The sequence below is a fragment of the Asticcacaulis sp. genome, from assembly GCF_027484505.1.
Classification (GTDB): Bacteria; Pseudomonadota; Alphaproteobacteria; order Caulobacterales; family Caulobacteraceae; genus Asticcacaulis.
The window spans coordinates 1-13,158 of the sequence record NZ_JAIXSV010000216.1 but is presented as its reverse complement, the minus strand read 5'-3'; the positions used below and the strand labels follow the sequence as shown (position 1 = coordinate 13,158).

The following is a 13,158-nucleotide window of genomic DNA, read 5'->3' as shown; positions in this document are numbered from 1 at the left end:
CAAAAAATTCCGCCAAAAATTTTGACAAAAATGACAGAAAACGAAATTTTCGGACTAAACCTGCTTAAAACTGCGCGCGCAGGTTCAGGCTCAGGGTGCGCCCGTCATAATCATTGACGCGCGGCAGGCGTGGATCGCTCTGAAACTGTGAACGGCGCGCATCGCTCAGATTGAAGGCATCGAGCGAGACAGTAAGACCGGGATTCAGACGATAGGAGGCTGAGGCATCGACCTGCCCGCGCGATTTGACACGGCTGGACGAACCGAAAAAGGTATTGACCCCGGCGAGGGTATATTCGTCCCGATAATTATAGACGACGCGCACCCCAAATCGCGGCGTCTCATAATAGCCGATCAGATTATAGGTCCGTTCGGAAACGCCCGGCAGCACCGAGCGGGTGCCATCGGCGACGCGACCGGCCACGCGCGTATAGGCCAGATTGGCCACACCCCCCAGATACCGCCACGCCCCCGGCAGGAAGTCGAAAGTTTGCTGCACGCTCAGTTCAAGACCATCGACGGTGAGCGGGCTGTCCTGATTGAAATTGCCGCTGGCGGTTATCACGGCGGGCTGTCCGCTCACAAACTGATCACTCAGGCATTGCCCCCCTTCAATGCGCAGATGCCCCAGACCAAAGGCCGTGGCGTCGGCCGGACACAGGCGTTCCAGCCGCCATTCTGGCGCGATCAGATTGGTGATCCGTTTGCGAAACAGGGCCAGCGAGACCAGACTGCCGGGCCTGTTATACCATTCCAGAGACAGGTCCTGCGCGCCGGATGTATAGGGTCTGAGGTCATAGCCGCCATAGACAATAGCGTAGCCGTTGGACGTCGCCGAAACGCTGGTGGCCGGGCTCAGATTTCGGGGCTGCGGCCGCGAAAACGTCTTGTAGGCCGCCAGACGCAGCACGAGGTCGTCGCGCAGGCCGGCGCGAATCTGCACGGACGGCAGCCACTGACTGTGGGTCTGGGTAAAGGTGGCGGGCTGATAGCCCACCTCACCCGTGCGGCGCTCCTGACGATTAAGCGTCGTAATGACCTGCTGCGTTGCCTCGTGGCGCGTGCCCCACAGCAGGGTCAGCGGCAGCGCAGACACGCGGCTCTGGAACTCACCCTGAATAAAGGCCGCCCGCGTCTCGGTGGCTACGGTGAAATTGTTTGAGGCATAGTAGGTGTTGTAGGGATCGTTGATCCAGCCGGTGGGATTGAGCTGATCCGAGGGCGAGACTTGCAGGGGCCGCAGTCGCGCGACCGTGCGGGCAAAGTCCACCTGACGCAAGCCGGTGAGATGGCCGGGAGCCACGCCACCGAAGAAGTCGCTGATACCGCTGTCGCCCAGCAGGCTGTCGTCAATCGCGTCCACACGAATGCCTTTGGCGCTTGTTCGATAGCCTTCGGAGGCAAACACGGTGCGTTCAAAGCGCACGCCGCCGCTGAGCGCTTCCAGCCCGGCAACACCGATCCGCTGCTGCGCATCAAATTGCACGGCATCGAGACGGTTATCGGCATAGCCGGAGCTGCCCGACACCACAATCTGATCACCTTGCGCGTTCTGATGAAAGGAGGCGTTGGTGGGACCGAGCCACTGCCAGGGACCCGGCGTTACGACAATCGCCGCGCTGTTGAGCGACAGGCGGTAGTTGGCGATATCCGAACCACCCGACTGTAGCGTGCCGCTCAGCCCGTTATCCGGCCGTGCCGCCGTGCGCCAGTCAATCTGCGTCTGCTCATAGACGTTGCGACCACGTGAGCTGACCAGCGTCCCGGTGAGGGTCGTGCGTTCAGAAGCCCACGCCACACGGCTGTCCACGCTCCACGCCTGTTGCCGGGCGGGTTCGGAGCGCGAGGAGAGATTGACCTGCGGCGTGGCGAAACTGAACTGATCGACATAGGCCGTGCCGCCGGGTAGGCGCACCACGCCAACCTGAGGCACGACCTGACCGCCCTTTGGCCGCAGGTCTATTTCGAGCAGTTCCAGATGATTTTCGTCGAGGCGGCGCTGCGTAAAAAAGCCGCTGATGCCGAAGGTCAGGCGATCGCGTCGGTATTGCGCCCCCAGCGCCGTCGAAAACAGCCGGCCGCTGTTATAGCGTGTGACCTGCCGGATATCCGACGGAAACAGCACGCCGGATTGCCCCAGACGACCCGTGCCGACCTGACTGCATACATTGCCGGAGCGACAGGTGCCATCGGCCGCATAGGGCGCGTAGTAATCCGCGTAAAGACTGGCAAAATCGGCGGTATTTTCGCTTAAGGGCGTGTACTGAAAGACAATGGAATCGCGCCGGAAGCGTTCGCGCTTATAGGCCAGCGTGGCGTAAAGCCCCAGAGTGTCGCTCAGGCGGGCATTATAGCCCAGACTGAACGCCGGTGTCAGGCTTTTGCCAAGATCGTTATATTCCCACGACAGTCGGGCCTGTCCGCCGGGCTTGCGGCTGAGCGCGGGCTGAATCTCCAGATCCATATTGCCGCTCAGGCCGCCGGAGGCATCGCCCGGCCCCAGGGTTTTCACGACCCTGATCGACGTGAAAATGTCGGAATGAAAGGCCCCCAGCGGGGTCGAACTGTCCAGCACAGGATCGGCAAAGGCCTGCCCGTTAATGGTGATGCGGGCATAGGTACCGGGCAGCCCCCGCAGATTGACCGTCGCCGATCGCGCATCGGCCTCGCGATTGATCTGCACGCCGGTGATGCGCTGCGCCGCCTCGCCAATATTGAGATCGGGAAACCGCCCCAGACCGTCCGAGGAGATGGCATCCGAAACACCCACCGCCTTGCGCTTGATCTGCACCGCGTCGGCATAGCTGCGCCGGAAACCGGTGACCACGATCAGAGCGGGCGGCGTCTCGACTACGGGCTCAGGCACGGGCGCTGAAACTGCCTGCCGCACGATCAGGGCCGTCTCGCTGCCCTTGCGCCGGATGTTGAGCGGCGTCCCGGCCAACAGGCGCGCCAGCGCCGCTTCGGGTGCCATTTTGCCCCGCACAGAGGGCGTGTCGATCCCTTCAAGGTCGCTGCTATTGGCCAGAATCTGCCAGCCAGACTGCTGGGCAAAGCGCATCACGGACTCAGGCGCCGGACCCGACGGAATGTCAAAAGGCTTTTCCTGAGTCTGGGCCTGCACAGCGGACACGCTGACGCCCAGCCACAGAAGACTGGCCGACACTCCCGATTTGCAAAAGGGGACCATCCTGCGGTGCCCTCACCCGTCGTTTGTTATTATGGCCGCAACGATAGAGCACCGGCCGCCTTTCCACAATCCGGGAGACGTGCCTAATCCGGACGGCGACCAATATCGATACGGTCAGCCGATACGGTGACGGGCACCCCCATGAGCTCATGCACGTTTTCGGCAAACTTTTCGGGTTGACTGAGCCCATACTGACCCACCAGCTTGCGCGACGACAACGCCGGGTCGGCAATATAGATCCTGGTGCGGTTATAGCGATTGAATTCCTCTGCCGCCTCTGCCAGCGACTGATTGGCCAGAACGATGCGGCCTTCGCGCCACGCCAGCTTGCGCGACACCTCAGACGGGTCTGAGCGCACGGACACCGCGTTCTGAGCGATGCGCCCCGCCTCCCCCGCCCGCAGCCTTGTGGACGTGCCGTTCTCGGTGACTTCCACCACCCCCTCGGTGACGAGCACCTCTGCCCCCTCGCCGCGCAGGCGGACGCTAAAGGCTGTGCCGACCGCTCGCACGGAGACGGAACCGGCGGTGACGACAAACGGGCGTTGAGGGTTTTTGGCGACCTGAAACAGCGCCTCCCCCTTCACGAGGTTCACCTGACGCCGCTCTGGCGTCATCCGGACCTCTATGCGGCTGTCGCTGTTCAGGCTGACCAGCGAGCGGTCTTCGAGCGGATGATTGCTGATTTCGCCCAGACCGGTCTCGAGAACAAGCGTTGGCACCGGTGTCTGGAACGCGTGCCATCCGACAAAGGCGGCAACCGCACAGGCGGCGATCGCACCGCCCATGACTAGACGCCGGTCGGGACGCCACCCGCTTCGTTTCTCTGCGACCGGCAAAACCATCGGCGGCGTGCGGTCGGTGTCCATCGCGGCCTGATCCAGACGCTGCCACAGGGCCTGTGCGCGCAGATACGCCCCCTGTTCGCGCGGGCCCCGGTCATACCAGTCGTTAAACGCCTGCTGAAGCGCCTCGTCCAGCGGACCCGACGCCTGTCGTACCACCCAGTCAAGGGCCTGTTCGTCAATACGGGACATGGTCGGCGGTCTCAGGGCCAGACGGTTGCCCGGCGGCGCTTGCTGACAGTCCGGGCCCGGCGGCAGGCCCCTGCGCCACCAGAGCGGAGATAATCCGCATCCCCTTCATGGTTTCCTTTTCGACGATGTTCTCCGACAGGCCCAGACGCGTCGCCGTTTCGGCCTGCGACAGGCCCTGCACCTTCCGCAGCCGGAACACGTCCTGACAGCGACCCGGCAGGCTGGCGATCACCCCCAGCGCCCAGCGCAATTCAGACCGCGCCACGGTCATCAGCTCCGGTCCGGGCTGCGTGTCGGCGATCAGTTCGTCCATATTGGGCATTGCGCCAATCTTTACAATCTGGTCGCGGCGGACCTGGTCGATAATGAGGTTGCGCGCGGTCTGGAACAGATAGCCGCGCGGGTCATGGATATGGTCGGTTGACGTCAGTTTCAGCAAGCGAAAATAGACGTCCTGAATGAGGTCGTCCAGATCCTCCGCACTGCGGCAAAAGCGTCGGACCTTGGTCCGCAGCTCGGCCTCATAGGGGAGAATCTCGGAACTCACCCAGGAGACGATTTCCGGGTCAGCCCCACGCATAGCGGTGGCTCCTGTGGTGTACAACGGGCGAGGTAAATATTTCCGCCGTCAAATCCGCACGCGCACCCATTATTTTCACGTCCTGCTCAGGCCGGAGGGTAAAGCGGTAGGTCTGCGGCGTAAACGGGGCCGCACAGGAAGTGGCAGCATAATACCTCCGCCTACTCAAGAGGCACAGCGACCACAGCGGCCCGCGCGCAGGTGTCGGCCAGCGCATGATCGGTATCGGCAACGGCCAGGCCGCCGACCAGCCGACCGCCCTTGTACAGCGGCAGGGAACCGCCATGCGCATTATACTGGTCCGCATGGGCGGCGATGTACGCCGCGAAATCGCTATCGGTCTTTTCGCGCTGTTCCAGCTCGGCTCCGGAGGTGGCGTATTTTACCGCCGTCGCCGCCTTGCGCGGGGCCGCCACCGGGGCCTTTGGCGAGCCATCGGCGCGCAGGATAACAATGGGGACACCCTGCGCATCGACAACCGCCGCGCTCACTGCCGCCCCGCGGGACTCGCAGGCCACTATGGCGGCATTGGCCAGATCCATAGACCGGGACAAGGGCAGGTCAGGCAGGACCGCTGACGAACTCAGGAGCGCAAAAACAATCATAAGGGTCTCACGAGTAAACTATAAGCCAGACTGACCACTGGCTTTGGCGTTTGGTCTCACTTCATGTGTGCACAAGCGGTAAGGTTACCCTGCGCCGCTCCTTAACCGGGAGCCGGTCCCCACCTTGAAGTCGATTTCATGTTTTCTACCCCGTTGACTGGCGCTTCGACGCTCTGCTCAGAGTCATAACACAAAATGAGATGCAGCAATATATATCGGGACGATATTGTATGACGAAAGGCCCATATCTCACATTTTAAGATCGCCCTGTGGCGCTGTTGCATCATATGGGACGCGACGTTCATATATCGGAACGACATATATTGCGTTGCCGTAAGGATATACCGTTGGAGAAAGGCCGCCCTCTGTGCCCAACGGCTCAATAATCGACCGGATAGTCTTTCGGGAAGCCCTGACCGGCAAAGGCCTTCTTCTGGGTCCAGTCCTCGGCGGGCGCGGTCCAGAAGCTGTCGCTGGCCGGCAAGCCAAGCGCCAGAAAGCTCTCGGACGTGATGTACATGCTGCCGTTGTTCGAATACCAGTCGCCCAGTTCCGGATGATGTCCGACAAAACCGATGGTCAGATACCCCTCCGACGTGAAGTTCGACGGCGCGCTGAACACCGCGCGGTGCACGGCGGTCAGGGCCCCACGCACCTGCCCTTCCGAGAGTTTTGCCGGCAGGGCCTTGCGCAGGGCCAGAAGCGCCAGCGGCTGAAACGCCGCCGTGCGATAGGTCAATGAGCGACCAATGGGCGGATAGGTGCCGGTCGGCGACACGAAACGCTCCAGATGCTCGCCGTAGCGCTGCATACGCTTTTGCCATTTGGGCAGTTCGACCTCAGGCTTGAGGTTGTTGAAGCTGGGCTTCAGCCGCACCAGCACTTCAAGGATTTCGACCAGCATCGGATAGATGACATAGGAATTATAGTAGTCGAAGTGCAGCCGCGTGCCGTCCGCGATCCAGCCATCGCCCGCGTACCATTCCTCCATCTTCTTGATCGTCAGATCGACGCGCATGGGGTCCCAGTCTTCGCCGATCATCAGCAGGAAGACCTCGTTCATGGCGGCAAACAGCAACCAGTTGGTATAGGGCGGCGACACGCGGCGAAGCTGTTTGATCTCGGTCACGATTCGCGATTTGGTCGTCGCATCAAGCGGCTCCCAGAGCTGTTTGGGCGCGCGCATCAGGGCATTGGTGAAATAGGCCGAATCGACCAGCGCCTGTCCGTGACCGCGCCACAACAGATAGTCAGGGCTCTGCGGATCAACGGAATGAACATAGGCTTGCAAGGCCTGCTGCGTCAGCGTGCGGCGAACGCGGCCCTCGGCGGTGTCATCGTCGGGCAGGGTCAGCCACGGTGCCACCCCGGCAATCAGGCGGGCGAAGGCTTCCATATAGGCGACGTCGCGATTACGCCCGTCCCAGGTGGGGCTGACCTCCAGCTGAAACCGAGCTTTCAACTGGCCCTTGGCCATGTTCGACAGCACCGGCTCGGCTATCTTTTGCAACAGCCCAGCCATATAGGCGCGATCCGTCTCAGCCGCGGCGGCCTTGGGCTTAGCCGCCGACGCAGCCCCGGCCCCCAGTGCCGCCGTGCCTGCGACAGCCGCAGTCAGAAAATCCCGTCTTTGCATGGTATCGCCTCCCTGCTGGCTGTTTTTATTGCTTAAGTTCCGCGCGACGCGCATCCAGCCACGTCCGGAAAGCCTCAAGGCTCTTAACGCCTTGCTGATCCTGACTCCACGCCGTGCCAAAGGCGTAGCGGACATTCTGCGCGTCGCGGAAGGTGACGAAGATGGAGTTGCCATCATCGCGAACGCCGCCGTCAATGGCCTCCGGCCGGTAAAACACAACGAGGCCCAGCGCGTCATCGGCCAGAGACTGCACACCCCACGAGGCGATATAGGCCCAGCCCGACGCATCGGCCTCCCCACGTACAAGCGTGACGCCCGGATGTTTGACAAAGCCGGTCAGCAGCGGAGACTGGCCCCCTTCGCCCTTGGCGGTGACATGGGTCAGAGCCGAGCCCTTGCGGATCTCCAACCGCGTCGTCAGACGCGACGCGGCCCCGTCAAAGCCGGCATTGCCCACTTCGATGACCGCTGCCGCCGGACCGTTTTCGATGATCTTCGCCGTGATGGCCGACTTGCCCAGCTGGGTCGCGCGGTTGTTGCGCAACACCCCGACACCGCCGATACCGACCGTGTCACCAACCTTGAAGATGTCCATGCCCCACGGCGCCATGGCGTGATAGTTGTCAACGCCCTGCCCGATCGTGTGCAGGATGGGGCCCGGCGTCTTCTTACCAAAGATGTCGATGGCCAGACGCTCATCGAGATACATGCGGTAGGCGGCAAGGTCCGATTCCCAGCCGATCCCCTCGAAGGCCAGCAGGCCATCATGGATAAAGTGCGACTCCGGCACAGTGTAATCCTTACGCAGATGGAAGACACCGCCGCTCAGCACAGTGTTGATCAGTGTGCCGCCGTCCTGAACGTTCAGCACCGCCTGCACCGGAACCGGCGCGCTTTGCACCGTCAAATCCTTGCCCGGCTTCAGATCGAGATCGGCCACCGCCGTGGCGGCCAGCAGAAACGCCCCGACGCCATAGAACTGCGTATCGTCATAGGAGACGTTTTCCGGGCGGTCAGAAACCGGCTGCACCCAGCCAAACTTGCCGTCGGGATGCACGGCACGCACAAGGGCCGTCCAGCCCTTGCGCAGGGTGGGCTCATACTCCCGCGCGTCCAGCAGACCCGCCTTGATGCCCCACGCAAACCCATAGGTGAAGAAGGCCGTACCGCTCGATTCCGGCAGCGACTTGGTGGGGTCAGACAACAGCGACGGCGACCAGTAGCCATCCGGCTTCTGGATCGTTTTCAGCTTGCCCGCCATTTCCTTGAAGACGGTCTCCATGCGTCCGCGCACGGGGTCGCCCTCGGGCAGAAGCGGGATCATGCGCGCCAGCCCGGCAAAGGCCCAGCCATCGCCCCGGCTCCAGAACACCTTTTCCCCATTGGGTCCGCGGCGATCAAAGAAGCGGGAATCGCGGAAATAGAGGCGCTCCTGCGGATCATAAAGATAGTCGGTCGTTGCCAGGAACTCTTTCTTGGCGTACTCGGCATACTTCGGATCGCCGGTCACGCGCGACAGCTCGAACCACGCCGGCGGAGCCATGAACAGCGCATCGACCCAGCACCAGCGCTCATCGCAATCGACGCCGCGCGGATCGGAATATTCCCGGTGTTTCAGGCCGACTTCGGGCGGGAAGGCCAGGATGGTGTCAAACCTCTGCTTCAAAGGCGCAATGGCCTCCGGACCCGCCCCGTTCTGCGCGGCCCACAGATAGGACTGACCGATCACGTGATCATCGGCGTGGTAGGGTGTCGGGCCCAGTTGCCATTTATTGGCCTGACCCCGGGCGAGGATGGTTTGCTTATAGATCGGATTGCCGGAGTGTTTGGCCATTTCGGTCAGGCCGACGAACAGGGCCCCCTGCACCCAGCCGGTCTTGTGCGGCGTATCGGCAGAGGCATTGGCCGGAATGGCCCCGCCCGCCAGATTGGCCAGCTGATACGCCGCCACCTTGTCAGCCAGCGCCATAACCTCCGCCGGACGGTAAGGAATGGCCGCCGCCGCCTGAGCCGTTGCCTTTTGAGCGGCTTGCGGCGTCGCCGAGACGGCGGTTAAGGGCAGGCCCGCCGTCACACAGGCCGTAAGGGCGGCGGTCGCAAACAGAAACGTTTTCATGGGCGTTCTCTCTGTAGTTTTGATTTCAGACGCGGCGGGACAGGTCATGGGCGTGAGCTTCCTCTTTTCATCGCCTCAGGACAACTGGCAGATATCGAGCGGGGTCATATCGTTATAGTCGAGGTTTTCGCCCCCCATCGACCAGATAAAGGCATAGCGCGACGTGCCCGCGCCGGTATGCACGGACCAGGGCGGGCAGATGACGGCCTGTTCATTGCGCACCACCATATGCCGCATCTGATCAGGCCGGCCCATAAAGTGAAACACCGCGTCGTCCGCGCCAAGATCGAAATAGAAATAGACCTCCGAACGCCGGTCATGGGTGTGCGGTGGCATGGTGTTCCACACGCTGCCCGGCTGAAGGAGGGTCAGTCCGACCAGAAGCTGCGCCGATTCGCACACGCCCGGCACGACAAGCTGATAAATCGTGCGGGCATTGGCGGTTTCCAGCGCCCCGCGATGCAGTGGATGGGCGTCCGCTATCGACAGATGCCTGACCTCAAAGGCCTTGTGCGCAGGCGTGGAGGCCAGATAAAACCGGGCCGGGTTCTGCGGCGTCAGGGAACGGAAGATGACGCTGTCTACCCCTCTGGGCAGATAGAGGGCGTCGTGCACAGCCAGGGTATAATCCACGCCGTTGACGCAGACCGTACCCACACCCGGACCGATATTTACCGCCGCCATTTCGCGGTTCGACAGAAAGGGCTGACCGGCCAGAGACGCCGGTTCGGACACGACCGGCAGCGCGACAGAACCGCTAACCGGTACGACGCCACCGATCACCAGCCGCTCCTGATGGACATAGTTCAAACGGATGTCATCGGCGACAAACAGGCCATCAATAAGATAGCGATCGCGCAGATCATCCACCGAGGCCCCCATCAGTTCGTCAGGATGGGTGGCGTAAAAGGTTCGCTCGTACACGGAAAGGTCTCTGGGATATAGGGTCTCTGGGACTACGGTTTCGGGCCCTGCACCCGATTTTTATCTTACAAATAACGCGTATCATTTTATGATGCCGTAGTCCATATATCGTGACGAATAATCTCTGTCTTGGACAACGCCGGGTGATGCGCCTTCAAAAACGCATTGATCCCTTCGCCCGGATGCGTATGCTGGATGAACTGGCGTTCAAACCGAGGTACGCCGTGAATAAAGCGCCATGTAACGTCGGGCGCGCGGTCGCAAAGCGTTCCGGCCTACAGGTCTGGCCGGACACCATCGACGGATATCACCAAAAAGCGGGTTGAAACCTGGCTGGATTTGTTTCTATATAAGAAACAACTATCTCCATAAATGAAACTCCAGCCGTTTTGCGGCTGCACAGGGAGTTCTGCATGACCGCCTCCGCCTCACCGGCCGCGACGGGCCCGGTCACCCGCTATCGCTGGGTGATCTGCGCGCTGTTGTTCATCGCCATCGGCATCAACTATATCGACCGGCAGATGATCGGCATCTTAAAGCCCACCCTTCAGAGTGAGCTTCAGTGGACCGAGATCGACTATGCCCATATCGTCTTCTGGTTTCAGTGCTTCTATGCGGTGGGCTTTCTGACCTTCGGGCGCATTATCGATGCCGTCGGCGTGCGCATCGGCTATGCGGTGGCCTTTACCATCTGGACCATCGCCTCGATCGGCCACGGCCTGATCCACAGCGTCACGCAGTTCGCCATTGCCCGCTCGGTTCTGGGCTTCGGGGAGGCTGGCGCCTTCCCCGCCTCGCTTAAGGCCGTGTCAGAATGGTTCCCGCAGAAGGAACGCGCGCAGGCTGTCGGCATCTTCAACGCCGGCACGGCCATGGGCCCGATCATCACGCCCTTGCTCGTCCCGGCCATTACGCTGGCCTTTGGCTGGCGCGCCGCATTTATCGCCATCGGCATCATCACCGCCCTGTGGCTGGTGGCGTGGGTGATCATGTACCGCCGTCCACAGGAGCATCCGAAGGTGTCGCCCGCCGAACTGGCGCACATTCAGTCTGACGACACGAGCGCCACTGAGACCGCCGCGCCCACGGCGAAAATCTCGTGGTTCAAACTGCTGACCTTCCGTCAGACCTGGGCCTATGCGCTGGGTAAGTTCCTGACCGATCCCATCTGGTGGCTCTATCTGTTCTGGCTGCCGGACTTCCTGCACAAGCGCCACGGCCTTGACCTCAAGACCTTCGGACCGCCGCTGATCGCCATCTATCTGCTGGCCGATTTCGGGTCGATCTTCGGCGGCTGGGCGTCGTCAAAGCAGTTGAAAGCCGGGCGCACCCCCAATGCGGCGCGCAAATCGACCATGCTGATGTGCGCCCTGCTGGTGACGCCCATCGTCGCGGCGCAGTTCGTCGGCAATCTGTGGGGAGCCGTCGCCATTATCGGTCTGGCCGCCGCCGCGCATCAGGCGTGGTCGGCCAATCTGATGACCCTGCCGTCGGACCTCTTCCCCAAACAGGCCGTGGCCTCAGTCATCGGCATCGGCGGCATGGCCGGAGCCATCGGCGGGATGCTGATGACGACCTATAACGGCTATATTCTGGAGCTGTTCAAATCCTATCAGCCGATCTTCTTCGTCGCCGGCTCGGCCTATCTGATCGCCATCCTCGTCATCCACACCCTGACGCCCAAACTCGAAAAGGTCCCCGAAGAGAAGATTTTGAAGGCGAAGACGGATGCGTAATCTCATCGCCCTGAGCCTTATCCTGTCGCTGGGTGCTTCTGCGGTCGCTGCCGCACCGGTATGCGAAGGCACCAAAGGCTACAGCGCCGCCTTTGACGGACGGCGCACCTTCGGCTGGTCCCCGGCGCGGCTTGAGAGCTTCCGGACCAAGGACCCGAAGGCCCCTTCTGTGGTGAAAGTCATTAAAGACGCTGACAAGGCCCTGACCGCCGGGCCGTGGAGCGTCACCTATAAGACGCGCACCCCGCCGTCCGGAAACCGGCACGACTATATGAGTCTGGGGCCCTATTGGTGGCCCGATCCGGCCGTAGAGGGCGGCGAGCCCTATATCCGCCGCGACGGGCAGGTCAATCCGGAGCGCGCCACCGACGCCTTCGACCGCACAGCCATCACCCGCATGGCCGATGCGGTGGAGGCGCTGTCGCTAGCCTACTATTTCACGGGCAAGCGCGCCTATGCCGAGCGGGCAGCTCTGATCCTGCGCGTGTGGTTCCTCGATCCTCAGACACGCATGAACCCCAATGTCAACTTCGGTCAGGGCATCCCCGGGCGCACAAAAGGCCGCGCCGAAGGCCTGATCGATATGGAAAATCTGATCGGGGTGGTCGAAGGCGTCGGTCTTCTGGCCCCGTCGGGCGCTTTGACGGCGCAGGACACGGCGGGCCTGCAACAGTGGTTTTCGGACATGGCGGACTGGTTCGTCACCGATCCGCTGGGCAGGGAAGAGGCCGCGGCGCTGAATAACCACGCCGTCCATTATGATCATCAGCTGATCACCTTTGCCCTGTTTGCCGGGCGGGACGATCTGGCGCGGCGGGTGGCCGAGGGCTTTACGAAACGCATCGACGCACAGATCGCCGCCGACGGCCGCCAGCCGAAGGAGCTGGAACGCACGCGTTCTCAGCACTACAGCTACACCAACCTGTCGGCCATGCTCGATATCGCCGCCGTGTCGCGCTGCGTCGCGGTCGATCTTTGGGCACACAAGGGACCACAGGGACAATCCCTGCGCACCGCCGTCGAATTCCACGCATCGTTTGCAGGCGATGGCAAATCGTGGGCATGGAAGGAAATCTCGCCCGAACCGGAGATGGTCTATCAGATGTTGCTCAAGGCCACCGCCGCGACGGGAGATGCGACACTGGCCGCCAAGGCGCAGAGCTACGCTGCCGAACACGGCTCAGAGCGCTTTGTGCTCAGGGATGGCCCGGCGTTTTAGGGTTTGTGGGGATTCATTTTGAGTTTATGACGGCGGCTGCGAGATAGATCATAGCCTTGAAGCTGTTGTCGGTTTTGTCTGCTCTCATGGCGACGCGTTTAAACTCTTTGAGTTT

9 protein-coding genes are annotated in these 13,158 nt (G+C 61.8%); 2 read left to right on the top strand and 7 right to left on the bottom strand.

The genetic code is table 11. The annotated features are described in order from the left end of the window. Positions 1 to 64: 64 nt before the first annotated feature. The 7 genes from Q0072_RS12875 to kduI form a co-directional block, all read right to left on the bottom strand. Complete coding sequence (locus tag Q0072_RS12875) at positions 65 to 3,190, bottom strand: TonB-dependent receptor (protein ID WP_298330794.1); 3,126 nt, start codon at positions 3,188 to 3,190, stop codon at positions 65 to 67. Positions 3,191 to 3,273: 83 nt separating this feature from the next. Beyond that, positions 3,274 to 4,227 (bottom strand): FecR domain-containing protein, encoded by a 954-nt coding sequence (locus tag Q0072_RS12870; protein WP_298330789.1) that lies wholly within the window; start codon positions 4,225 to 4,227, stop codon positions 3,274 to 3,276. Then, a complete protein-coding gene (locus Q0072_RS12865; RefSeq protein WP_298330786.1) occupies positions 4,214 to 4,807 on the bottom strand; it encodes a sigma-70 family RNA polymerase sigma factor in 594 nt (197 codons plus the stop codon). Before Q0072_RS12865 ends, Q0072_RS12870 begins: the two co-directional genes overlap by 14 nt. Before the next feature lie 161 nt (positions 4,808 to 4,968). Beyond that, a complete protein-coding gene (locus Q0072_RS12860) occupies positions 4,969 to 5,412 on the bottom strand; it encodes a heme-binding protein (protein WP_298330784.1) in 444 nt (147 codons plus the stop codon). A gap of 379 nt (positions 5,413 to 5,791) precedes the next feature. Then, positions 5,792 to 7,048, bottom strand: coding sequence for a DUF2264 domain-containing protein (locus tag Q0072_RS12855; RefSeq protein ID WP_298330781.1), 1,257 nt, complete (start codon positions 7,046 to 7,048; stop codon positions 5,792 to 5,794). A 25-nt stretch (positions 7,049 to 7,073) separates the two neighbouring features. Next, positions 7,074 to 9,164 carry a glycoside hydrolase family 88 protein gene (locus Q0072_RS12850; RefSeq protein ID WP_298330779.1) on the bottom strand — a complete coding sequence of 697 codons (2,091 nt, stop codon included), beginning with the start codon at positions 9,162 to 9,164 and terminating at the stop codon, positions 7,074 to 7,076. A gap of 75 nt (positions 9,165 to 9,239) precedes the next feature. Beyond that, positions 9,240 to 10,088, bottom strand: coding sequence for a 5-dehydro-4-deoxy-D-glucuronate isomerase (kduI, locus tag Q0072_RS12845; protein ID WP_298330774.1), 849 nt, complete (start codon positions 10,086 to 10,088; stop codon positions 9,240 to 9,242). 413 nt (positions 10,089 to 10,501) lie between these two features. Here kduI and Q0072_RS12840 point away from each other — a divergent pair, with 413 nt between their 5' ends. Then, complete coding sequence (locus Q0072_RS12840; protein WP_298330770.1) at positions 10,502 to 11,824, top strand: MFS transporter; 1,323 nt, start codon at positions 10,502 to 10,504, stop codon at positions 11,822 to 11,824. Further along, a complete protein-coding gene (locus Q0072_RS12835; protein WP_298330767.1) occupies positions 11,817 to 13,043 on the top strand; it encodes an alginate lyase family protein in 1,227 nt (408 codons plus the stop codon). Before Q0072_RS12840 ends, Q0072_RS12835 begins: the two co-directional genes overlap by 8 nt. The last annotated feature ends 115 nt before the right edge of the window (positions 13,044 to 13,158 follow it).

What these genes read in the sequence shown, in the direction of transcription:
- Q0072_RS12875 (WP_298330794.1), bottom strand. Translation starts at nt 3,190, where the DNA reads ATGGTCCCCTTTTGCAAATCGGGAGTGTCGGCCAGTCTTCTGTGGCTG.
- Q0072_RS12870 (WP_298330789.1), bottom strand. Translation starts at nt 4,227, where the DNA reads ATGTCCCGTATTGACGAACAGGCCCTTGACTGGGTGGTACGACAGGCG.
- Q0072_RS12865 (WP_298330786.1), bottom strand. Translation starts at nt 4,807, where the DNA reads ATGCGTGGGGCTGACCCGGAAATCGTCTCCTGGGTGAGTTCCGAGATT.
- Q0072_RS12860 (WP_298330784.1), bottom strand. Translation starts at nt 5,412, where the DNA reads ATGATTGTTTTTGCGCTCCTGAGTTCGTCAGCGGTCCTGCCTGACCTG.
- Q0072_RS12855 (WP_298330781.1), bottom strand. Translation starts at nt 7,048, where the DNA reads ATGCAAAGACGGGATTTTCTGACTGCGGCTGTCGCAGGCACGGCGGCA.
- Q0072_RS12850 (WP_298330779.1), bottom strand. Translation starts at nt 9,164, where the DNA reads ATGAAAACGTTTCTGTTTGCGACCGCCGCCCTTACGGCCTGTGTGACG.
- Q0072_RS12840 (WP_298330770.1), top strand. Translation starts at nt 10,502, where the DNA reads ATGACCGCCTCCGCCTCACCGGCCGCGACGGGCCCGGTCACCCGCTAT.
- Q0072_RS12835 (WP_298330767.1), top strand. Translation starts at nt 11,817, where the DNA reads ATGCGTAATCTCATCGCCCTGAGCCTTATCCTGTCGCTGGGTGCTTCT.